Here is a 21108-nt window from a genome sequence, read left to right on the forward strand (position 1 = left end):
CGCTGTCCTTCCTGCGCTGTCCTTCCTGCGCCGTTCTCCGCGACCGTTGCCCTTCCCCGGCGTCCTCCCGGCCGCCGGGGCCCCGACCCCGACTCCGATCGGAGCCCACCCGTGTCCCTCACCCTGACCGACGCCGCCGCGGCCCTGCGCGCCGGCACCACGACCAGCCGCGCCCTCACGGAGGCCGCGATCGCCACCGCCGACCGGCTCGACGCGCGCGTCGGCACCTACCTCGCCCGGTTCGACGAGTACGCCCTCGCGACCGCCGACCGGGCCGACGCCGAGCTCGCGGCGGGCCACGACCGCGGCCCGCTGCACGGGATCCCCTTCGGCGTCAAGGACATCATCGCGATGGCGGAGGGCCCGACGACCGCGCAGTCGCTGGTCCTCGACCGCAGCTGGGGCGCCGGGAAGGACGCCCCGGTCGTCGCCCGACTCAAGGCCGCGGGCGCGGTGATCACCGGCAAGACGACGACCATGGAGTTCGCGTGCGGCATGCCCGACCTCGGCAAGCCGTTCCCGGTGCCGCGCAACCCCTGGGACCTCGAGACCTGGCCCGGTGGGTCGAGCTCGGGGACCGGGTCGGGCGTGGCCGCGGGCATGTTCCTCGCGGGGCTGGGCACCGACACCGCCGGCAGCATCCGCATCCCGGCGGCGCTGTGCGGGATCACCGGTCTGATGCCGACGTTCGGCCGGGTGCCCAAGTCCGGCTGCGTCCCGCTGGGCTACAGCCTCGACCACATCGGCCCGATGGCGCGGTCGGCCGCCGACTGCGCCGCCGTGCTCGCGGTGATCGCCGGGTCGCACGCGAGCGACCCCGACTGCGTCGACGCACCGTTCACCGCGGAGCCCGTCGGTGACGACTTCTCCGGGATGCGTATCGGGGTCGTGCGCGAGGGGCACTTCCCCGATGGCGCCGACCCGGCACTCGCCCCCGCGTTCGACGCCGCCGTCGCGCAGCTGGAGGCGTCGGGCGCCACGACGGTCGAGGTCGTCCTGCCGCTGCGCGCGGAGCTGATGACCGCCGACATCGTGACGATGGCCTGCGAGGCGCTCGCCTACCACCGCACCGACATGACGACGCGCTGGGACGACTACTTCGCCGCCACCCGCGCGATGATCGCCCGGGGCGCCATGGTGTCGGGCGCCGACTACGTGCAGGCCCAGCGGATGCGCCGCGCCGGGCAGCTCGCGCTGGGCCGGCTGTTCGCCGAGGTCGACGTCGTCGCCTGTCCGACGATCTCCGTCGGCGCGCCCGCGTTGCAGGGCTACCTCGACGGCACGACGGAGATCATGGAGCTGTTCGCCCACATCCACACCGGCTACTGGGACTCCGTCGGCAACCCGGTGCTCGCGCTGCCCATGGGCGCGACGGCGTCGGGGATGCCGCTGTCGCTGCAGCTGGCCGGGCGCCCGTTCGAGGAGGCGACGCTGCTGCGCGCGGGCAGCGCGTTCCAGGCCCGCACCACCCACCATCTGCGCGTACCCGCCCTCGCCGCAGGCGACGAGGCGGTCGCCGCGTGAGTTGCCCTGTGTCAAGCCGCCGCTGGTTGATCTTGGTTGAGGACGCGTTGAAGGGCGTGGTGTCGGTCGGGGTCGTAGGGGGTGTGGCTGTGCCAGCAGGCCCAGATGACACCGATCCAGGCTCGGGCCAGGACGCGGACGGCGTGGGGGTGGTCGTGACCGCGGGTTCGGGCTCGTTGGTAGAGGTCGGCGGCCCATGGGTTGGTTTTGATGCTGTCGCCGGCGAAGTCGCAGATGGCGTCGCGGAGTTGTTTGTCGGCGCCCCAGCGGAACGACACGGCGCGGGCCTTGCCGGACTGGCGGGTCGAGGGTGCGACCCCGGCGAGGCAGGCCAGCGAGTCCGGGGTGGGGAAGCGGCCGCGGGCGTCGCCGATCTCGGCGAGCATGCGTGCGGCGCGGACTCGGCCGGCGCGGGGCAGGCTGGTGAAGATCTGTGCGTCGGGGTGGAGATCGAGCTGCTCGCTGATGCGGGCGGCGAGCTCGGCGATCTGTGTGGTGAGTGTGCGCAGCACTGTGACGTAGGCGGCGGTCACCGCAGCAGCGGTGTCGGCTTCGGGTCCGGTGTGGCCGCGGGGTGCGCTGGTCAGGCGGGTGTGCAGGACGGTGGGGTCCATGCGGCCGCAGTAGCCGACCGATGCCAGCCAGGATGCCAGTCGTCGTGGGGTGAGCCAGTCGATCTGGGTCTGGGTGGTGAAGCGCTCCAGGAAGCGCAGGCTGATCTGCGAGTCGATGTCGGAGAACAGCCCGATCACGGCGGGCAGGCAGATCTGCAGGTGAGCGCGCAGCTGGTTGGCCACCGCGACACGGTGGGCGACCAGGTCACGCCGGGCCCGCACGCTCTGGCGCAGCGCGGTGGTGGTGGGGGTGTCGACCAGCAGGGGGCGCAGGCGGCGGCGGTCGGTTCGGACGGTGTCGGCGAGGACGTAGGCGTCGAAGCGGTCGTCTTTGTTCCCGGCCGAGCCGTAGCGCGAACGCAGGTTTTTGAGCTGTCCGGGTGGGATCACGAACACGACCAGTCCGGCTTGTCGCAGGGCGTCGACCACGGGGCCGTCCGGGCGCTCGATGCCGACCTCGACCACCCCGGCCTTGGACAGGCGCCCGACCATCGTGCGCAGCCCGGTCCGGTCGTGGGTGACGGAGAAGCGCTGGAGCTGTTCGCCGTCCGGGGCGAGGACGCAGACGGCGTGGTCGTCCTTGGCCCAGTCCACCCCGCCGGTCGGGCGGTGCGGGTCGACCGACGGCGCGGTCTCGGTGACACTCATGGTCGTCTCCTCGCTGTTGGCGCAGTGGGAAGACACCCGGTGGTCCCGGGACGCGGCAGCCGGTCGCTCACTGATCGGCACTCGACGGTGCTCAGCCCTGTAGCCAGTCGGCGCGTCCTGGGCCACCGGACCTCGCTGAACTCACGCCGGACCTCGAAGGTCGAGCGAGCAGGGCGATGGCCCGGTGGGAACCTCAGGTGCGCCCGAATCCTGGATCAACGATCCGACTCGGACACAAGGAGGGTGCACCAGTGAGCCCCGCCGCCGTTCCGGGACCGGAGACCGACATGACCACCACCGACACGACCACCACCGACACGACCACCATCGACACGGCCACCGCCGACACCGTCCGCTCGCTGATGCGCGAGGCACGCATCCCGGCCTCCGAGGCCGAGATCGCGGCGTACGCCGCGGCCTACCCGGGTGTCCGCGCGGGCGTCGAGGCGCTCTACGCGCCCGTCGAGGTGCGCTACCTCGACCCGGCGCTGCGCTTCCGGGCCGACGCCGTCGGCCCCGAGACGCCGTGGGCGGGCCCGCCGGCCTGACCCCGCCGGGCGCTGCGTGCGACGAGGCCTCGCTCACGGGCCGCTCAGGAGCCGGTCAGTACATCACCGTCCCCGCCGAGACGTTGACGTCCTCGCCCGTGATCCCCGCGGCCGCGTCGGAGGCCAGGAAGGCGCAGACGGCCGCGACCTCGTCGGCGTCGACGGTGCGGCCCATGGGGGAGATGTCGGTGAACGCCGCGCGCGCCCGGTCCTCGGTGATCCCGTCGCGAACGGCGTTGCGCCGCACCAGGGCGTCGAGCCTGCCGCCGCCGACCGGCCCGGGACACACGCAGTTCGCCCGCACCCCCGACGGTCCGAGCTCGGTCGCCAGGGTGCGCACCAGACCGATCACCCCGAGCTTCGACGCGGCGTACGGTCCGCGGCCGGCCATCGGGCGCTTGCCCGTCATCGAGCCGATCGCGATCAGCGACCCCTCCCGGCGCGCGATCATCCCGGCCGCGAACGCGCGGAAGGTCAGGAAGACGCCGTCGAGGTTCGTCGCGAGGCAGTCCCGCCACTCGGCCAGGGCCGCCTCGTGCAGCGGCCCGACCGGTCCGGTCACCCCGGCGTTGGCGACGACGGTGTGCACCGCCCCGAGCGCCTCGGCGGCCGACGCGAGCTCCGCGACCGCGGCCTCGTCGCGGACGTCGCAGGCCACCGGTTCGGCGGTCGCCCCGAGGCCGCGGACCTGGTCGAGGGTCTCGGCCAGCGACGCGGGGTCGCGCGAGGTGACGACCAGGCGGAACCCGTCGCCCGCCAGCGCCCGCGCGACCGCCTGCCCGATGCCGCCGGCCGCCCCGGTGACGACCGCGACCCGGTCACCCACCCGCGCCGCGCAGGTGGGCGCTGAACGGGACGTAGGTGAAGCCGAACGGCGTCGGGCTCGGTTCGCGGCGCAGCACGTGCAGGCAGCCGGGGCAGCGCGCGACCAGGCACCAGCCGCGCAGGTCGAGCATCGTGTAGCCCTCGACGTCGCCGCCCCCGCACCGCGGGCAGGTCTCGTCGAGGCGGGTCCGCGGGACCGACAGCTCGGTCTCCTCCGGACGTCCGAACAGCATGGTCATCGGGCACCTCCGTTGCGCAGCACCGCGGTCGCCGCCTCGTCGACGCGCAGCCGGTCGGGCGCGGTCTCCGGGTCGCCCTCGACGGCGACGCCGTAGTCCCGGCGCGCGCCCTCGACGCTGACGTAGCCGTCCCGGACGTCGCGCAGCACCGCGGCCGGGTCGCGCCGGTGCGGGTCGCCCCAGCCGCCCGCCCCCGGCGTGCGCACCCGGACCAGGGTGCCGGGCCCGGCGTCGACGTCGCCGAGGCCGTTGACCCAGCGACCCTCCCCGGCCGCGACGGCCCCGCCGTCGTCGTCGAAGTAGCCGCCGAGCGGCTCCAGCCCCGGCCCGTCGTCGCGCGCGACGAGCCAGGTCCGCGCGACCGCGCTGCCGGGTTCGGCGTCGGCACCGGCGACGCCGACCCAGGCGCCGCCCGGCCGCCCGGCCTCCGCGCCCTTGCTGCCCCACGGCAGCACCCGCAGGTGCAGCAGCAGCGGGTAGACGTCGGCCCGCGAGACGACCATCCGGTCGTAGACCACGCCCGCGCCGCCGCGGTGCTCACCGGGGCCGGCCGTGTCGGTCGCGAACTCCTTGCGCAGCACCATCACCGGGTGGTCCTCCTCGATGGCCTCCGCCGACATCTCCATGAGGTTCTGCTGGCTCATCGACACGAAGCTCTCCCCGTCGCCGGCCGCCGAGGCGCCGAAGCCGCCGAGGGCGAACAGCGGGGCGACGAACAGCCGCCGCCCGGACCCGTCGGGGTCGTCGAGGGTCACCGGGACCGACTGCGTCGCCGCGGCCAGCTGTTCGGCCACCCCGGGGGGGAGGTTGCGCCGGGGACCGCTCGACGGGGCGCCGGTCGTCCCGGTGATCAGCAGGCCCATGTTGGTGCTGTAGTGCCCGCCGAAGGCCGCCTCGGCGGGCGCGCCCGACAGGAACGCCTTGGTCACGGCGTTGAACACGGCCTCGGCGGCGTCGAAGTACATCGTCGTCGCGGCGGGCGGGCGGGCGCTGACGAACGTGCCCTCCGGGATCACGATGCTCACGCACCGGAAGGCGCCGGCGTTGTTCGGGTTGTGCGGGTCGCAGAGGAACTTGACCGCGGTGAACACGCCGTTGATGGCGTCGAAGACGGAGCAGTTGACCGACGACGCCGCCTCCCGCGTCGTGCCGCTGAAGTCGACCTCGACCTCGTCGCCGCGCTTGCGCACCACCGTCCGGATCACGTACGGCTCGTCGTTGTAGGCGTCGGCGTCGATGCCGTCCTCGCCGACGAAGTCGCCGTCGGGCAGGGCGCGCAGCCCCTCGCGGGTCGACCGGTCGGCGTAGTCGAGGGTGTAGGCCATGGCGTCGTGCAGCGTCTCGACGCCGTGCTGGTCGGCCAGCGCGAGCAGCCGCTCCTCGACGAACGACGCGGCGCTGTGCAGCGCCTGCAGGTCGGCGAGCATGTTCTGCGGCAGTCGCGAGTTGTCGAAGTAGAGGTTGAAGCCGGGGATGAAGGGCTCGTCGTCGCGGTAGACCTGGACGCCGGAGATGACGACGCCCTCCTCGAACAGCGAGCGCTTGCGCACCGAGTAGCCGCCCGCGGTCAGCCCGCCCATGTCGACCAGGTGCGCCTTCACCGCGACCCCGCCGATCAGCTCGCCGCCGTGGAAGACCGGCCGGAAGAACCCGTTGTCGTAGACGTGGTTCCCGCCCTTGAACGGGTTGTTGTAGGCGATCAGGTCGCCCGGGCGCAGGTTGTCGACGCCGTACTCCCACACGAGGTTGCGCACCATGTAGGGCATGACGCCGGAGAAGTGCGCGAGGCTCTCGTTCATCGCGACGATGTCGAGGTCCAGCCGCGGCGGCGCGATCGGCCCGACGAGCGTCACGCAGAAGTCGAACGCGTCGCGGATGATCGGGGAGAAGCTCGACCGCAGGATGATCCGGCCGGCCTGGCGCACCGTCGCGTAGAAGGCGCTGCGCAGGATCTCGAGGCCGACGGCGTCGTCGCCGCGTGCAGGCGTGCTCATCGGTCGGCTCCCCACGTGATCACGATGTGTCCGGTCGGCTCGACGCGGGCGGTGTCGCCGTCGTCGAGCACGGTCGTGGCGGTCGGCTGCACGACCAGTGCCGGGCCGTCGACGCGGTCCCCGGCGCGCAGCGCGGCCCGGTCGACGACCGGCACCTCCCGCCACGCCCCGCCGCGGAAGATCCGCGCCCCCTCGGCCGACGGCGGTGCCGCCCCGGACGACGCCGCGAGCTCGGGTGCGTCGGGCGTGCCCAGCGCGACGGTCGCGGTCACCCGCGCCATCGTCACCTTCACGTCGGCGTGCCCGACGGCGTAGCCCCAGGTCCGGCGGTGGGTGTCGTCGAAGTTGGCCCGCAGCTCGGTCATCGCGGCGTCGTCGAGCGGCCGCTCGGGGACCGGGACGCCTGGTGTCTCCCACGTCTGGCCCTGGTAGCGGCCGTCGAGCCAGCGGGTCACGTCGATCCCCGGGCGGTCGCCGAGGGTGCGGCGGGCGTCGTCGCGCAGCCGGGTGTAGGCGTCCTCCAACGCACCCGGCGGCAGCTCGCCCAGCTGCTTGACCACCGGTTCGCCGACGTCCATCCGCAGGTCGGCCAGCGCGAGCCCGTAGGCCGACTCCTCGCCCGGCTGCGGCGGGACGACGACCGACTCGCACCCCAGCGCCCGCCCGATCGACGCCCCGAACACCGGCCCCGCCGAGCCGTAGGCGTAGAGCGCGAACCGCCGCGGGTCGATGCCGTTGTAGACCGACACCTCGCGGGCCGCCTCGACCATCGCCGCCGTCGCGACGTCGACGATCGCCTGCGCGGCCGCGGGCGTGTCGAGCCCGAGCGCCTCGCCCAGCGGGGCGACGGCGGCCGTCGCGGCCTCGGTGTCGAACGTGGCCGTCCCGCCCATGAACCGGGCCTGCCCGAGGATGCCGAGGACCGCCAGCGCGTCGGTGACGGTCGGCTCGGTGCCGCCGCGGCCGTAACAGGCCGGACCGGGCTCGGCACCGGCGCTGCGCGGGCCCACCCGCAGCGCGCCGCGGGTGTCGACCCAGGCGATCGAGCCGCCGCCGGTGCCGATGCTGTGCACGTCGAGGGCGGGCAGCGCGATGATCACGTCGTGCTCGAGCTCGAGCTCGGTGGTCACGACGGGCCGCCCGTCGGCGACGACGGCGCAGTCGGCGCTGGTCCCGCCGATGTCGAGGGTGATGAGGTTCTGCAGGCCGATGCGGCCGCCACCGCGCTGCGAGCCGATCACACCGCCCGACGGCCCCGACTGCAGCGTGTACGCGGGCCGGTCGCGGGCCGTCGCCGCGGGTAGCACGCCGCCGTTGGACTGCATCAGCATCAGCGGTCCGGTGTAGCCCAGCTCGGCCAGCCGGCGTTCGGCGCGTTCGAGGTAGCCCTGCACCAGCGGCCCGACGTAGGTGTTGACGGCGGCGGTGGAGAAGCGGGGGTACTCCTTGAAGCAGGGATGCACGCCGGTCGAGGTCCAGCACGGCAGGCCGGGCGCGACGTCGGCGACGATCCGGGCGGCCTGGCGCTCGTGCTTGTCGTCGGCGTAGGCGTTGACCAGGCACACGACGATCGCCTCGACACCCTGGCCCACCAGGAACCGGACCTCGGACTCCAGCCCCGCCTCGTCGAGCGGGACGACCTCGACGCCGTCGCGGTCGATCCGGCCGGCGACCGTGCGCCGCAGGTGCCGTGGCACGAACGGGCGGCGGGTGTCGCCGAACTCGCGTTGCCAGCGCGGGTTGAACTGGTCGCCGCCGGGCCGCTGCCCGCGGCCCATGGCCAGCACGTCGCGGAACCCCTCGGTGGTGATCACGCCGATGGTGTTGCCGGTGCGGGTCAGCACCGCGTTGAGCCCGACGGTGCAGCCGTGCAGCACCAGGGAGATCTCCGACATGGGTACGCCCAGCGCCTCGACGCCGGCGACGAAGCCGTCGGACTGGTCCTGCGGCGTCGTCGGCACCTTGCAGGTGCGCACCGCGCCGGTCTCCTCGTCGACCGCGACGCAGTCGGTGAAGGTTCCGCCGACGTCGATCCCGATCCGGTACATCCGCGACCTCCGGTCCGCGCCGACGACGCGCCCCGTCGCGCGCCGCCCGGCCCGGTCATCGTGGCGCCATCCCGCGACGACGCGCCATGGCCGGGTGTCCAACGCACGCCCGGATTTCTGTGCCGGCGACGCAGGGCCGCGGGCGGTCACGGATGCCCGGCCGCCCGCTGGACCGCCCGCACCATCATCGCGACGCGCAGCTCGAACACGGCGTCGGCCCGCTGCAGGTCCAGGCCGGTGAGCTCGCCGGCCCTGCGCAGCCGGTAGCCGACCGTGTGCGGGTGCACGTGCAGCGCCCGGGCCGCCTCGGCTGTCGCGCCGCCCGCGTCGAGCCAGGCGCGCAGCGTCCCCACGAGATCGGTCGACCGCTGGGCGTCGTGGCGTTCGAGCGGGCCGAGCGTGCGGTCGGCGAGTCGGCGCAGGCCGTCGGGTGCGCCGGACTCCAGCAGCAGCGCGGCGACGCCGAGGTCGTCGAGGTCGACCACGGGCCCAGGCCGACGCGGGCCCGCGGCGGCGAGGGCGGCGGCGGTGCGCACCACGCGCCATGCGGCCGGGTAGTCCTCGGTCCCGGTCACCGTCGCCCCGACCACGGTCGGCCCGTCGGGCAGCGCGGCCGCGGCCGCGACCAGGGCTGCCCGGTCCGCGTCGGGGACGAGGACGACCAGCGACCCGGCGTCCTCGCCGACGAGCGCGGCGTCCCCGAAGGCCTGGCGGGCCGCCCGCGCGCTGCGCGTCGCGGCGGCGCCGGCGGGGACCAGCACGACCGTGTGCGGCCGCGTCAGGTCGTGGCCGAGGGCGCGGGCCCGGTCGCGCAGGTCCCGGTCCCGCCCGCCGCCGCTCACCAGGTCGACGGCGAGGTCGCGGGTGAGCCGCAGCGCGGCGTCGGCGGCGTGCCTGCGCTTGTGCAGCTCCAGGGCCACCAGCGGGGCGAACCGCTCGATCACCGACCGGACCAGCGGCGGCGCGCCCGCGCCCGCGTCCCGGTCGCGGATCACCCAGAGCCGGGCGACGGCCTCACCCGCCACCGCGAGCGCCAGCACCCACGCGTGCGCGTCGCCGAGCTCCAGCCGCACCGGCGACGACCCCGGGCCGAGCGTGCCGAGCTCACGGCCGAGGGGGAGCGCGGCCGTCGCGGCCGGGCGCTCCCGGCCGGCCGCGGCGTCCGCCGAGCGGGCCAGCACCGTCCCGTCCTCGGCCGACTCCAGCACCACCGTCGCGGCCAACGCGTCGGCGAGCGCGTCGAGCACGCCGTCGAGCCCCGCGTCGTCGAGCAGCAGGGCCACCAGCCGCCGGTCCTGGGCCTCGGCCCATTCCCGTTGCGCGCGTTCGTGATGCAGGCTCTCGACGGCCGTCGTCAGCTCGGCGTTGGTCTTCTCCAGCTGGGCGATCGTGCTGCGCTGAACCTCCTTGACCCGCGCCGCGCGCAGCACCGTCGCGACGTACTGGGCCATCAGCTCGGCGAGGGCCAGCTCCGAGGCCGCGAACCGGTGGGCGCGCCGGGTGTACCCGACGAGGACGCCCGCGCAGCCGTCGTCGGCGTCGAGCGGGACGGCGAGGATCGAGTGGATCCCCTCCCGGCCCGCCGCGGCCCGCCACGGGCTGTCCTCGCCCAGGCCGTCGACGTCGGACAGCACGACGGTCCGCCGCTCCCGGACCGCCTGCGCGGCGGGCACGTCCGGTGCGTGCGCGGTGGGGTGCACCAGCATCGGCGCCAGCGAGTCGAGGTCGTGGCGGTAGGCCTCGGTCAGCCCGTGGCTCGCCCTCGTGACCAGGCGTGTCCCGGTCTCGTCGAGCAGCATCACCGCGCACGAGTCGACGCCGGTGAGCGCGCACGTGTGCCGGGCGACGCGACGGAGCAGGGCTGCGGGCTCCTCGTCGGCGTTGAGCCCGCGCAGGACGTCGGCGGCAGCGTTCATCCACTCGGTACGGGGACCGTCCGGGTCGGACACCGGCACCTCCGCGTCGTCGCGGCCCGGGCGGTCCGGGCTCGGCTAGCCTGCGGCCTCGTGACCGTCCGCTTCAAGGATCTGTGCGCCGACGCCGCCGATCCCGCCCGGGTGGCCGCCTTCTGGGCCGAGCTCCTCGGGATGCGCGCCGCGCCGCGTGCCGACGGCGTCGTCGCCCTGCTGCGCGACGAGACCCCGTGGCTGTGGGTGAACCCCGTGCCGGAACCGAAGGTCGGCAAGAACCGGGTGCACCTCGACCTGGTCGTCCCGGGCCGCGAGGTCCCGGGTGCGACGAGGCTCGCCGAGTTCGACGTCTTCAGCGTCTTCGCCGATCCCGAGGGCAACGAGTTCTGCGCCTTCGATCCCCGGCCCGGCGCCGCGTCCGACAGCCCGGCGGCGCTCGCGCTCTGCGTCGACAGCGCCGACCCGGTCGCCGCCGCGGCCTGGTGGGCGGCGCGCACCGGCGCGCGGACCGTCCCCGGCCCGGACGGCACGCCGCGCTATCTCGAGGACGTCCCCGGGCTGGACATGACGTGGAAGTTCGTTCCCGTCGACGACCCGCGCACCGCCAAGAACCGCTGGCACTGGGACGTGACGGCCGCGCCCGCCGACCTCCCCGGCGCGACGGCCCTGCGCCCGCCCGGTGAGGACCGGTGCTGGACCGTCATGGCCGACCCGCAGGGCAACGAGTTCTGTCGCTTCGGATGACTCCCGCGCTGCTCGACGCCGTACGGGCCGGTGACGTCGCCGCGGCCCCGGCGGCGCTCGACGCCGGCGCGGACCCTCCCGGTGGCCCCGACCGGCCGCTCGTCGTGGCGGCGGGGGACGAGCCGTCCTGATCGATCCCTCCTCACGCGGGTGACGCGTCCCTACGCCGGGTCGATGGCAGGGACGGCGTTCGTCACCGGCGGTTCGGGGTTCCTCGGCGGCCACCTGTCCGCCGGCTGCGGGCGGACGGCTGGACCGTGCATGCGCTCGCGCACGTCAGCACCGAGGCCGTGCACGGCCCGCTGGCCGCCGCCGAGCGCGGCCGCCCCGGCGAGGTCTACGTCGTCACCGACGGCCCGTCCGTCGTCTTCCGGGACTTCCTGACCCGGCTCGTCGCCACGGCGGGGGTCGAGGTTCCCGCGCGGAGCGTCCCGGTCCCCGTCGCCCGGATAGGGTTGAGGCAGTTGCATCGACGGAGCGGGCCGACCGACGGGGGACCACGTGACGACGACCGCGGGCGGGCTGCGCCTGGAGCATCGCGACGAGTACCCGCACCCCCCGGACGACCTCGTGAACTTCAACGAGAGCGTCTACGCCAGCGGGTGGGACGCGCGGTCGGCGATGGGCGGCTGGATGCGGCTGGGCAACCGCGTCAACGAGGGCTACGCGGAGCTGTCGGTGTGCCTGTACCTGCCCGGCGGCCGGGTGGCCTGCGCCTTCGGGAAGCCGTCGATCTCGCACAACGACGCGTTCGACGCGGGCGGCCTGCGCTACGAGGTCGGCGAGCCGTTCGCCGCGGTCACCATGGCCTACGACGGCGAGGTGTTCGTCCTCGACGACCCGTCGGTCCTGCGTGACCCCCGCCGGATGTTCGCCGAGGCGCCGCGGGCGCGGGCGTCGGTGCGCTTCGAGGCGCGGGGTGTGTCGCCGATGCACGGCGGCGAGCCGACGGCGCCGGAGCACGAGACGCTCATGTACTACGGCGACCAGTTCTCCCGCGGCCACTTCAACCAGCACACGGCGGTCACCGGGCACATCGTGGTGGGCGACGAGGAGTTCCCGATCGACGGCCACGGCTGGCGCGACCACTCGTGGGGCCCGCGCTACTGGCAGGCGATCTGGGCCTACCGGCTGTTCATCGCGAACTTCGGCGAGGACCGGGCGTTGATGATCCTCAAGAACATCCGTGCCGACGGGACGTCGCGCCGTCGCGGGGTCCTGCTCGTCGACGGGGAGTACCACGAGGTCACCGACCTCGACGTGTGGACGGAGTGGGACGACAACCAGGAACCCGCGGCCGCGCGGCTCGGGGTCCGCACGGCGCAGGGCACGGCCGTCATCGACGCCAGGACCCTCACGCTCGCGCCCCTGCGCAACCGCCGTCGCACCGAGGACGGGACGGAGCTGCGGTCGCGGGTCGCGGAGGCGTTCAGCGAGTACATGTGGGACGGCCGCACCGGCTACGGGATCATGGAGTACATCGAGCGGGTCGAGGACGGCGCGGCGGTCGGGTACCCCCTGTGATGGTCGACCCCGTGCGCTTCTGGTGGCCGGACGCGCCGGGCCCCGAGGAGACCGTCCCCGAGCTGCTCGCGTCGCGGGTCGCGGTGGTGGGCGACACGACGGCCCTGATCGCGCCGAGCCTGGTCCGCGGCGACGAGATCGCCTGGACCTACCGCGAGCTGGCCGACCGGGTGGCCGTCGCCGCCGGGGCGCTGGCCGCCGCCGGGGTCGGGCCGGGCGACCGGGTGGGCGTGCTCGTCGACAACGACGGCGCCGCCGAGGCTCACGTCGCCTACCACGCCGTGCATCGCCTCGGCGCGATCTGCGTGCCGCTCAACACCCGCTACGTGGCGCGGGAGCTGGCCTACGTGCTCGGGTTCGTGACACCCGCGGCGATCGTGCACGGGCCGCGGTTCCGCCCGTTGCTGGAGCAGGTGGCCCAGGGCGAGGTCCTGCTCGACGTCTCCACCGGGGTGCTGGAGGCGCCGCACCCGGCCGTCGACGCGGTCCCGGTCCGCGGCGACGACGACGCCGACTGGCTCTTCACCTCCGGCACCACCGGCCGGCCGAAGGCGGTGGCGCTGAGCCACCGCGGCTCGGTGGCGTGCGGCTACCAGGGCGTGGGTGCATGGGGGGTGCGGCCGGGCAGCGTCTACCAGTCGTTCGCGCCGTTCTTCACCAGCACCGGCAGCCACACCAACCTGCTCGGGTGCCTGGCCGCGGGCTGCACCTACGTCGTCGAACCGGAGTTCGACGTGCACGCCACCCTCGACCGGATGCAGCGCCACCGCACGACGTCGGTCTTCCTCATCTCCTCGGTGCTCGCGCTGATCCTCGACCGGCGCACCCCCGCCGAGCTCGACGCCTACGACTTCGCCGCGCTCGAGCGCATCTGCTACGGCGGCCAGCCGAGCAGCCAGGCCTTCTACCGGCGCACCCGATCAGAGATCGGCGAGCGCTGGGGCGTGGAGCTGGTGAACATCTACGGGCTCACCGAGGGCGGGACGTCGGGGATCATGCTCGTCGCCGACGACCACCTCGAGGCGCTGGACCGCATGGGGGACAACGGTCTGTCGATCGGGCGGACGGGGTTCCGGGAGTGGGTGGGCTTCGAGGTGCGCCGCACCGACTCGGAGACGACGACCGCGCCGGGGGAGGTCGGCGAGCTGTGCCTGCGTGGCCCGTCGACGATGTCGCGCTACGTCTCCGACCCGGAAGCGACGCGACGTGCGCTGCCCGGCGAGGGCTGGCTGCGCACCGGCGACATGGCCACCACCGACGACGCCGGGTTCGTCTACTTCGTCGACCGCAACGCCGCGCTCATCCGTCGCGGGGGCCTCAACGTGTCGTCGGTCGAGGTGGAGGGCGTGCTGCTGGAGCATCCCGGTGTCGCGGAGGTGGCCGTCGTGCCGATGCCCAACGAGGTGCTGGGCAGCGACGTGCGGGCCGTCGTCGTCCCTGTGGGCGTCGCGCCGGACCCGGCCGAGCTGATCGACTGGTGCGCGCAGCGGCTGGCCGACTACAAGGTGCCGGTCCGGGTCGACTTCGTGGAGGCGTTGCCGCGCAACGGGATGAACCGCGTCATCAAGGGAGTCCTGACGGGCGACGCCGATGCGATGACCTGAGCTGCCCGAGGGGGGACCGCTGCCCTCGGGCGGGCGGGCGGACCCCTCGGGACCGCGCGGCGGGGCCGGAGATCCGGACGCACCCTGAGTGCACCGTCCGGTGTCCGCCCACCACGGCTGCGAGGGGCCGGCCGCGGTCAGGGCGTGGTCGCCGCGGTGCGCCAGCCCCGGTGGTAGGTCTCGCGGGCCATCGCGGTGAACGGCGCCGGGCTCACGATCGCCCGCACCGCGAACTGCTCGTGCGGCTCGACCGTGGTCTTGCGCGACCCGCCGTCCGGCTCTCCCCAGATCACCCGAACCTCGGCACCCAGCGGCACGTCGGGGTCGACCGTCGCCAGCGAGAGGGCGCGCCGCTCGTTGGCGCTGTACCCGGTGAACAGCGACAGTCCGACGACACGGCCGTCGGCGTCGACGACCGAGTCGTAGTTCGACGAGCCGTAGTTCGCGTTGGGGATGTCGAAGAACTGGTAGGACGGGCCGTCCACCGCGAAGGGGGAGGCGAGGAGCGTGGTGACGTCGTCGGCGTTCCAGGCGAGGGTGACCTTGCGGCGCTGGCTGGCGGGGTCGATCCCGGCGAGCGCGTCGCGGCCGACGAAGTCGTGGTCGAACTTCACGAACGATCCGTAGCCCAGCTCCCAGGGGTTGAGGTAGTAGTCCTCGATCCGGTCGGAGACGAAGCTGCCGGCCAGCGCGTTCGTGGCCTCGTAGCCCTGCGCGGGCAGCCACTCGCGGTAGGCGCGCAGGCCCTCGCCGGTGTAGACGGCGGGCAGCGGCGAGGGGATCCAGCCCGACTCCAGGGTGTTGCACGAGTAGGCCCGCGCACCCGCGGGCTCGAGACCGAACTCGCGGCCCGCCTCCAGGATCGTGTCGCGCACCCTGTCGTAGGTCTCGTAGGGACCCCACACCTCCAGGCCGGGAGCCCCCGCCATGCCGTGGCGCAGCGTGCGGACCCGCTCGCCGCCGACGTTCATGTGTCCCATCCGGAAGAACCGCACCTGCTCCAGCGGCCCGCCGTGCACCTTCTCGATGACGTCCCAGGCCAGCGGACCCTGGATCTGGAAGCGCCAGACGTCGCGGGTCACCGGCTTGCCGTAGGGCCGCGACGGTGAGCGGTCGTCCTTGCGGACGTCGACGTCGTAGCCGGTGCCCGCGGTGAACGTCAGCCAGTTCGCGACGGGCGCGCGGCCGACGAACACGAACGCGTCCTCGGCCAGCCGGAACAGGATGCCGTCGCCGATGACGCCGCCGTCGGGGGAGACGGGGACGAACTGCTTCGCGGAGTCGACGGGGAACGTCGCGGTCGAGTTGACGCCGGTGTCGGTGAACAACCTCAGCGCGTCGCGTCCCGACACCCACAGGTTGACCATGTGGTGGGACTGGTCGAACAGCACGGCCGTCTTCTGCCAGGCGAGGACCTCGCGCCGGAAGTTGGTGAACTCCGCCGGGACGACCGGGTACACGTACGCCCCGATCTGCGAGTTCCGCAGCAGCCCGACGGTGTCCCCCGCCGCGTCCAGGACCTCCTGCAGGCTGCCACCGGTCGGCGTCTCGGCGCTCGTGTCCATCCGTCCTCCGAGAGAGTGCGTCGTGCTTCGGCCACGCTGTCGTTCGGCCCACGCTAAGCCGGTCGCGGCCGAGCGGCACCGGCTGACCGCGCGGCGGTGCCGCCACGTCCGGGTCGCCGAGGCGGGTCGCCGGACGTCCCGGAGGACGGCTCCCGCCGTCGTTTGTCGCGAAGCACAATCGTCGGGGGTGCCGACAGTGGCCGGGACAACTGCCTGGTGGCCAGGAGCGGCACCGCGATCTACGGTCGGGACGACGGTCGCCGGCGCAGCTGCCGGCCCGAGTCTTGGAGCGGTGCATGACGAGCCGGATCAGCCCGGACCTCCCGGGCACGTACGTGTTCGACGGTCCCACGAGCCGTCGAGGGCTCAACATGAACAAGCTGTTCATGTCGCTGCGCTCGGAGACCGCACGGACGGAGTTCCTCGCCGATGAGCGGGCCTACTGCGCCCGGTTCTCGCTGTCGGAGGAGCAGACGGCGGCGGTGCTGGCCCGTGACTGGCAGGCGATGCTCGACCTGGGGGGCAGCATCTTCTACATCTACAAGCTCGCGATGATGGACGGGCTGTCCATGCAGTACCTCGGCGGCGTCTTCACCGGCATGTCCGAGGCCGACTTCAAGGCCGCGTTGCTCGCGGGAGGACGTACCGATGTCTGAGGTGATCTGGGGGCTGGCGACCTCGCACGTCCCGTCGATCGGCGCCGCGATGGACCGCGGGCTGACGAGCGACCCGGTGTGGGCGCCGTTGTTCGAGGGGTACGCGCCGGCGCGCACGTGGTTGGCCGACAAGACCCCCGACGTCGCGATCCTGATCTACAACGACCACGCCAACGGCATCGACCTCGACATCGTCCCGACGTTCGCGATCGGGACCGCGGAGCGCTACCGGGTGGCCGACGAGGGCTTCGGCCGCCGTCCGGTGCCCGACGTCGTGGGCGCGCCGGACCTGTCGTTCCACCTCCTGCAGCACCTCATGGACGAGGGCTTCGACCTCACGGTCTTCCAGGAGCTCGACGTCGACCACGGGTTCACCGTGCCGCTGTCGGTGTGGACGCCCGACCCGGGCGACGCGTGGCCCTGCCCGGTCGTCCCGATCCTGGTCAACGTCATCCAGTACCCGCAGCCCACCGCGGCGCGCTGCTACGCGCTGGGCAAGGCGCTCGGCCGGGCGATCGCGTCGTTCGACGGTGCCCGCACGGTCGGCATCCTGGGCACCGGCGGGATGTCGCACCAGCTCGCCGGGGCCCGCGCGGGGTTCATCAACCCCGACTTCGACGCGATGTTCCTCGACGCCATCGAGAACGACCCGGAGAAGCTCGCGGCCTTGACCCGTGAGGACTACATCCGGCAGGCCGGGTCCGAGGGCATCGAGCTGATCATGTGGCTGGTCATGCGCGGCGCCATGAACGAGCGGGTCCGCAAGGTGCACGCCGCCTACCACGTCCCGGCGTCGAACACCGCGGCCGGGCTCGCGCTGTTCGACAACCGGGTCGCCCAGCACGCCTGACCGCCGCCCGCGCGGCCTCCGACGGACCGCAACGCCCGCGCGCCCTCCGACACGGAGCGCAGCGCCCTGCGCGGCCTCGGAAGTCGCGGGTGTGGGGGTCCGGGTTCGGCGGGCGTGCGGTCGGGTGGCGTCCACGTCGGGGCGGGCTCGCGGACCGCGCGCGGGTGGCCGATAGTGGCGGTCGGCCCCTGCCTCGCGAGACCCCGCAAAGGAGAGCCGTGCAGATCGCACTCGCCCAGCTCGCCGCCACCACCGACCCCGACGTCAACCTCGGCCTCGTCCGCGACGGCGTGCGCCGCGCGGTCGAGGCCAGGGCGCGGGTCGTCGTCTTCCCGGAGGCGACCATGTGCCGCTTCGGGGTCCCGCTCGGGCCCGTCGCCCAGCCGCTCGACGGCCCGTGGGCGTCCGCGGTGCGCGAGCTCGCCGCGGACGCCGGGATCACCGTCGTCGCCGGGATGTTCACCCCCGACCCCGACGGCCGCGTCCGCAACACGCTGCTCGCGACGGGCGGGGGCGTCGAGGCGTCCTACGACAAGATCCATCTCTACGACGCGTTCGGGTTCGCGGAGTCGGCGACCGTCGCGGCCGGGGCGACGCCGGTGACGATCGAGGTCGACGGCCGCACCGTCGGCCTGGCCACCTGCTACGACGTGCGGTTCCCCGCGCTGTTCCAGCGGCTGGCCGGCGACGGCGCGGACGCGGTGTTGCTGCCCGCGTCGTGGGGTGCGGGGGAGGGCAAGGTCGAGCAGTGGGAGCTGCTGGTCCGGGCGCGGGCGCTGGACTCGGGGACGTTCGTCCTCGCCTGCGACCAGGCCGACCCGGAGACCGCGGGGCTGAGCCGGGGCAAGGCGCCGACCGGGGTCGGGCACAGCCTCGTCGCCGACCCGATGGGCCGGGTCGTCGACCGGCTCGGGGCCGAACCGGGGCTGCTGGTGGTCGACGTCGACCTGGACCGGGCCGTTCCCGCCCGCACGGCGACGGGTGCGCTCGCCAACGTCCGCGACCCGCGCCAGGCCGGGAAGGCGACGTTCGGCTGACCCCTCACCCGCATGCGGCGAGGTGGTCGTCGACCGCGCGGCGGCCCGCGGCGACCGTCGCGTCGTCGGCGAAGGAGGCGGTGAACCCGTTGCGCGCCAGCGCCGCGAGGGTCGGGTGCGGGAGGCCGAGGGCGCGGTAGTTGTCGGCCACGTAGCCGCCGAAGTAGGGCGGGTCGTCGGAGTTGACGGTGACGACGACGCCGGCGTCGTGCAGCGCGGCGATCGGGTAGGTGCTCAGGTCGTCGGTCACCCGCAGCCGCAGGTTGGACAGCGGGCACATCGTCAGCGGGACGCCCTCGTCGCGCAGCCGGGCCACGAGCGCGGGATCGCCCGCCGCGGTGTAGCCGTGGTCGATCCGCTCGACGCCGCAGTCCAGCGCCTCGCGCACGTACTCCGGCGGGCCCTCCTCCCCGGCGTGGCAGGTGAGCCGGTAGCCGCGGCGGCGGGCGTCGGCGAAGAACCGGGCGAACCGCGACGGCGGGTTCCCCCGTTCCGCACCGCCCAGCCCGACGCCGAGCAGCGACTCGCGGTGCGGCGCCAGGACCTCGAGCAGCTCCAGCGCCTCGGCCTCGGAGCGGTGCCGCTGGGCGATCACCAGCAGGGCGCCGTCGATCCCGGTGTCGGTGCGGGCCTCGGCGATCGCGTCGAGCACGCCGCCGAGCTGGTCGGCGACCGGGACGCCGGCGTCGAGGAACGACTGCGGGCTCACGAACATCTCGGCCCGCCGGACCCCTTGCGCCGCAGCGCGGCGCAGGTAGGCGGCCGTCAGCTCGTGGAAGTCCGCGCGGCGGCGCAGCACCGTGCAGCCGCGGTAGTAGAGCTCCAGGAACCGGTCGAGCCCGGTGTAGGAGTACGCGGCGCGCAGCTCGTCGGGCGACGCCCACGGCAGGTCGACGTCGTTGCGCGCGGCGAACGCGAACATGTCCTCGGGTTCGAGAGTGCCTTCGAGGTGCACGTGCAGTTCGGCCTTGGGCAGCGTGTCGACGAACGACGCCGCCGGGTCCCCTCCGGTCGCCACGTCCCGACCATACGGGCCGGCCGTCAGTCGGTCGCGGCGATCCGGGCGTCGGCCATCTCACGGCCGGAGGCGGCGGCGTTGTCGATGTGGTGCTCGCACAGGGCGGTCGCGGTCGCCGGGTCGCGCGCCGCCAGCGCGTCGACGAGGGCGGCGAGCTCGGCCACGGTCTCCGCGGGTCGTCCCGGCCTCGACAGCGACCGGGCCCGCAGCAACCGGACCCGTGCCTGCAGCTGGCCCAGCAGCGCCGTGACCGCGGAGCTGCCGGCCCCGGCCAGCAGCACGCGGTAGAACTCGTCCTTGGCGCGCAACAGCTCCAGGATGTCGTCGGGGGACTCGCGGGCCGCCTCGGCGTACCTGCGATGCGCGGCGACGAGTGCGTCGAGGTCGTCGTCGGACGCGTGGGCGATGAACCGGCGCGCGGCCAGCGCCTCGAGTGTGGCGCGGACCTCGTAGAGCTCGGCGGCCTCCTGCGGTCCGGGGACGTCGACGACCGCGCCACGCTGCGGGACGATCTTGACCAGTCCTTCGCCCTCGAGGCTGCGCAGCACCTCCCGGATCGTCGTCCGGGAGACGCCGGTGAGCTCCATGAGCTCGCGTTCGACGAGACGCTGCTGGGGCTCGAACCGGAACTCCAGGATCGCGCGGCGCAATGCGTCGGTGATCTGCTCGCGTAACGGCGCCGCGATGCGCCGGCCCGCTCCGAGGCCGAGCAGGTCCGCAGGCAGGCCGCGCCCGGCAGCGCTCATGGCGTCACCGTATCCGAATTCGCGGGCGCGCCGGCCGGTCGTCGTCAGACCGCTGCGCGCAGGGCCGCCAGCTCCGGGTCGTCGAGCCGCAGCCCGCCCGCGGCGACGTTCTCCTCCAGGTGCGCGACGCTCGTCGTGCCCGGGATGACGAGGGTGACGTCGTCGCGGCAGAGCAGCCACGCGAGGCCGACCTGGGCGGGGGTGACGCCACGGGCCCTGGCGACCTCGACGACCGCCGGATGGTCGGCGACGCTGCGCATCAGCGGGAACCCGGAGCCGAGCGGGAAGTAGGGAACCCAGGCGACGTGGTGCTCCAGGCACAGGTCCCGCACCCCGGGGACGCCCGGGTACAGCAGGTTCTCGGCGTTCTGGACGCACACGATGCCCGCGGGCAGCGCGCGGGCGAGCTGGTCGGCGTCGACGTGGCTGAGCCCGATGCCCTCGATCTTGCCCTCGTCGCGCAGGGCGACGAGCTCGGCGAGCTGGCTCTCGAGGTCGACGAGCTGGTCGCCCTCGGCCACGATCCCCGGTGGCACGTCGGTCCGGCGCAGGTTCACGACGGCGAGCCGGTCGAGCCCCAGCGTCGCGAGGTTGGCCTCGACGCTCGCGCGCAGCTGCTCCGGCCGCTGGGCCGCGACGAGGGTGTCGCCCACGCTGTCGGCGCCGACCTTGGTGACGAGTGCCAGGTCGTCGGGATAGGGCGCCAGCGCAGCGCGGATCAGCGAGTTGACCCGGCCGTCGCCGTAGAACTCGGCGGTGTCGACGTGGGTGACGCCGAGCTCGACGGCACTGCGCAGCACCGCGACGGCGTCCTCGTCCGCGACGGGCCGGGTGTGCCCGGCGAGCTGCATGGCGCCGTATCCGACGCGCCCGACGCGGCGGCGGCCCAGTGGAGCGGTGGGTACGGGGGCGGTGGTGCCGCCCGGCTCGATGGTCACGATCGGCTCCCGTGTGGCAGGCTGATAGACGATTCGGAGGTCCCTCCGGATCGACGGTAGCACTATCCGGAGGTCC

At 74.1% G+C, this 21108-nt stretch carries 19 protein-coding genes; 9 read left to right on the plus strand and 10 right to left on the minus strand.

Translation table 11 applies throughout. The features are described from left to right. Positions 1 to 111: 111 nt before the first annotated feature. On the plus strand, positions 112 to 1524 hold the full coding sequence (locus PSED_RS12385) for an amidase (protein WP_013674580.1): 1413 nt from the start codon (positions 112 to 114) through the stop codon (positions 1522 to 1524). A gap of 11 nt (positions 1525 to 1535) precedes the next feature. Here PSED_RS12385 and PSED_RS12390 read toward each other — a convergent pair whose 3' ends face one another. Next, positions 1536 to 2786, minus strand: coding sequence for an IS110 family RNA-guided transposase (locus PSED_RS12390; protein WP_013674581.1), 1251 nt, complete (start codon positions 2784 to 2786; stop codon positions 1536 to 1538). A gap of 287 nt (positions 2787 to 3073) precedes the next feature. Here PSED_RS12390 and PSED_RS12395 point away from each other — a divergent pair, with 287 nt between their 5' ends. Next, positions 3074 to 3334 carry a hypothetical protein gene (locus PSED_RS12395; protein ID WP_233899396.1) on the plus strand — a complete coding sequence of 87 codons (261 nt, stop codon included), beginning with the start codon at positions 3074 to 3076 and terminating at the stop codon, positions 3332 to 3334. 55 nt (positions 3335 to 3389) lie between these two features. Here the strand turns inward: PSED_RS12395 and PSED_RS12400 are convergent, their stop codons facing one another. From PSED_RS12400 to PSED_RS12420, 5 genes are all read right to left on the minus strand, one after another. Next, positions 3390 to 4160, minus strand: coding sequence for an SDR family NAD(P)-dependent oxidoreductase (locus tag PSED_RS12400; RefSeq protein ID WP_013674583.1), 771 nt, complete (start codon positions 4158 to 4160; stop codon positions 3390 to 3392). Beyond that, entirely contained in the window at positions 4153 to 4398 is a 246-nt protein-coding gene (locus PSED_RS12405) for a hypothetical protein (protein WP_013674584.1), read from the minus strand. Before PSED_RS12405 ends, PSED_RS12400 begins: the two co-directional genes overlap by 8 nt. After that, positions 4395 to 6392, minus strand: a complete 1998-nt coding sequence (locus PSED_RS12410) for a hydantoinase B/oxoprolinase family protein (protein ID WP_013674585.1) — start codon at positions 6390 to 6392, stop codon at positions 4395 to 4397. The genes PSED_RS12405 and PSED_RS12410 overlap by 4 nt, the downstream gene beginning before the upstream one ends. After that, positions 6389 to 8440 (minus strand): hydantoinase/oxoprolinase family protein, encoded by a 2052-nt coding sequence (locus tag PSED_RS12415; protein ID WP_013674586.1) that lies wholly within the window; start codon positions 8438 to 8440, stop codon positions 6389 to 6391. The genes PSED_RS12410 and PSED_RS12415 overlap by 4 nt, the downstream gene beginning before the upstream one ends. Before the next feature lie 146 nt (positions 8441 to 8586). Then, positions 8587 to 10389 carry a helix-turn-helix domain-containing protein gene (locus PSED_RS12420; protein ID WP_013674587.1) on the minus strand — a complete coding sequence of 601 codons (1803 nt, stop codon included), beginning with the start codon at positions 10387 to 10389 and terminating at the stop codon, positions 8587 to 8589. Between the two features lie 57 nt (positions 10390 to 10446). Between PSED_RS12420 and PSED_RS12425 the strand changes: the two genes are divergently transcribed. From PSED_RS12425 to PSED_RS12435, 4 genes are all read left to right on the plus strand, one after another. Beyond that, entirely contained in the window at positions 10447 to 11094 is a 648-nt protein-coding gene (locus tag PSED_RS12425; protein ID WP_013674588.1) for a VOC family protein, read from the plus strand. Then, positions 11091 to 11225 carry a hypothetical protein gene (locus tag PSED_RS35295; RefSeq protein ID WP_013674589.1) on the plus strand — a complete coding sequence of 45 codons (135 nt, stop codon included), beginning with the start codon at positions 11091 to 11093 and terminating at the stop codon, positions 11223 to 11225. Before PSED_RS12425 ends, PSED_RS35295 begins: the two co-directional genes overlap by 4 nt. Before the next feature lie 370 nt (positions 11226 to 11595). Further along, positions 11596 to 12618, plus strand: a complete 1023-nt coding sequence (locus PSED_RS12430; protein WP_013674590.1) for a DUF7064 domain-containing protein — start codon at positions 11596 to 11598, stop codon at positions 12616 to 12618. Beyond that, on the plus strand, positions 12618 to 14222 hold the full coding sequence (locus PSED_RS12435; RefSeq protein ID WP_013674591.1) for a class I adenylate-forming enzyme family protein: 1605 nt from the start codon (positions 12618 to 12620) through the stop codon (positions 14220 to 14222). Before PSED_RS12430 ends, PSED_RS12435 begins: the two co-directional genes overlap by 1 nt. 137 nt (positions 14223 to 14359) lie before the next feature. Here the strand turns inward: PSED_RS12435 and ligM are convergent, their stop codons facing one another. Further along, complete coding sequence (gene ligM / locus PSED_RS12440) at positions 14360 to 15787, minus strand: vanillate/3-O-methylgallate O-demethylase (protein ID WP_013674592.1); 1428 nt, start codon at positions 15785 to 15787, stop codon at positions 14360 to 14362. Positions 15788 to 16083: 296 nt separating this feature from the next. Between ligM and PSED_RS12445 the strand changes: the two genes are divergently transcribed. The 3 genes from PSED_RS12445 to PSED_RS12455 all read left to right on the plus strand — a co-directional run bounded on the left by PSED_RS12445 (position 16084) and on the right by PSED_RS12455 (position 18330). Then, a complete protein-coding gene (locus PSED_RS12445; RefSeq protein WP_013674593.1) occupies positions 16084 to 16443 on the plus strand; it encodes a protocatechuate 3,4-dioxygenase in 360 nt (119 codons plus the stop codon). Continuing rightward, positions 16436 to 17293, plus strand: coding sequence for a class III extradiol dioxygenase subunit beta (locus PSED_RS12450; protein ID WP_013674594.1), 858 nt, complete (start codon positions 16436 to 16438; stop codon positions 17291 to 17293). Before PSED_RS12445 ends, PSED_RS12450 begins: the two co-directional genes overlap by 8 nt. A 218-nt stretch (positions 17294 to 17511) precedes the next feature. Further along, positions 17512 to 18330 carry a carbon-nitrogen hydrolase family protein gene (locus tag PSED_RS12455; RefSeq protein WP_013674595.1) on the plus strand — a complete coding sequence of 273 codons (819 nt, stop codon included), beginning with the start codon at positions 17512 to 17514 and terminating at the stop codon, positions 18328 to 18330. 4 nt (positions 18331 to 18334) lie between these two features. Here the strand turns inward: PSED_RS12455 and add are convergent, their stop codons facing one another. The 3 genes from add to PSED_RS12470 are packed head-to-tail and all read right to left on the minus strand — an operon-like array spanning position 18335 to position 21032. Beyond that, positions 18335 to 19348 carry an adenosine deaminase gene (add, locus tag PSED_RS12460; protein ID WP_013674596.1) on the minus strand — a complete coding sequence of 338 codons (1014 nt, stop codon included), beginning with the start codon at positions 19346 to 19348 and terminating at the stop codon, positions 18335 to 18337. A gap of 23 nt (positions 19349 to 19371) precedes the next feature. Continuing rightward, entirely contained in the window at positions 19372 to 20094 is a 723-nt protein-coding gene (locus tag PSED_RS12465) for a GntR family transcriptional regulator (RefSeq protein ID WP_013674597.1), read from the minus strand. 44 nt (positions 20095 to 20138) lie between these two features. Next, positions 20139 to 21032, minus strand: coding sequence for an aldo/keto reductase (locus PSED_RS12470; RefSeq protein ID WP_013674598.1), 894 nt, complete (start codon positions 21030 to 21032; stop codon positions 20139 to 20141). Positions 21033 to 21108: the final 76 nt, after the last annotated feature.

The sequence above is a fragment of the Pseudonocardia benzenivorans CB1190 genome, assembly GCF_000196675.2.
GTDB lineage: Bacteria > Actinomycetota > Actinomycetes > Mycobacteriales > Pseudonocardiaceae > Pseudonocardia > Pseudonocardia benzenivorans.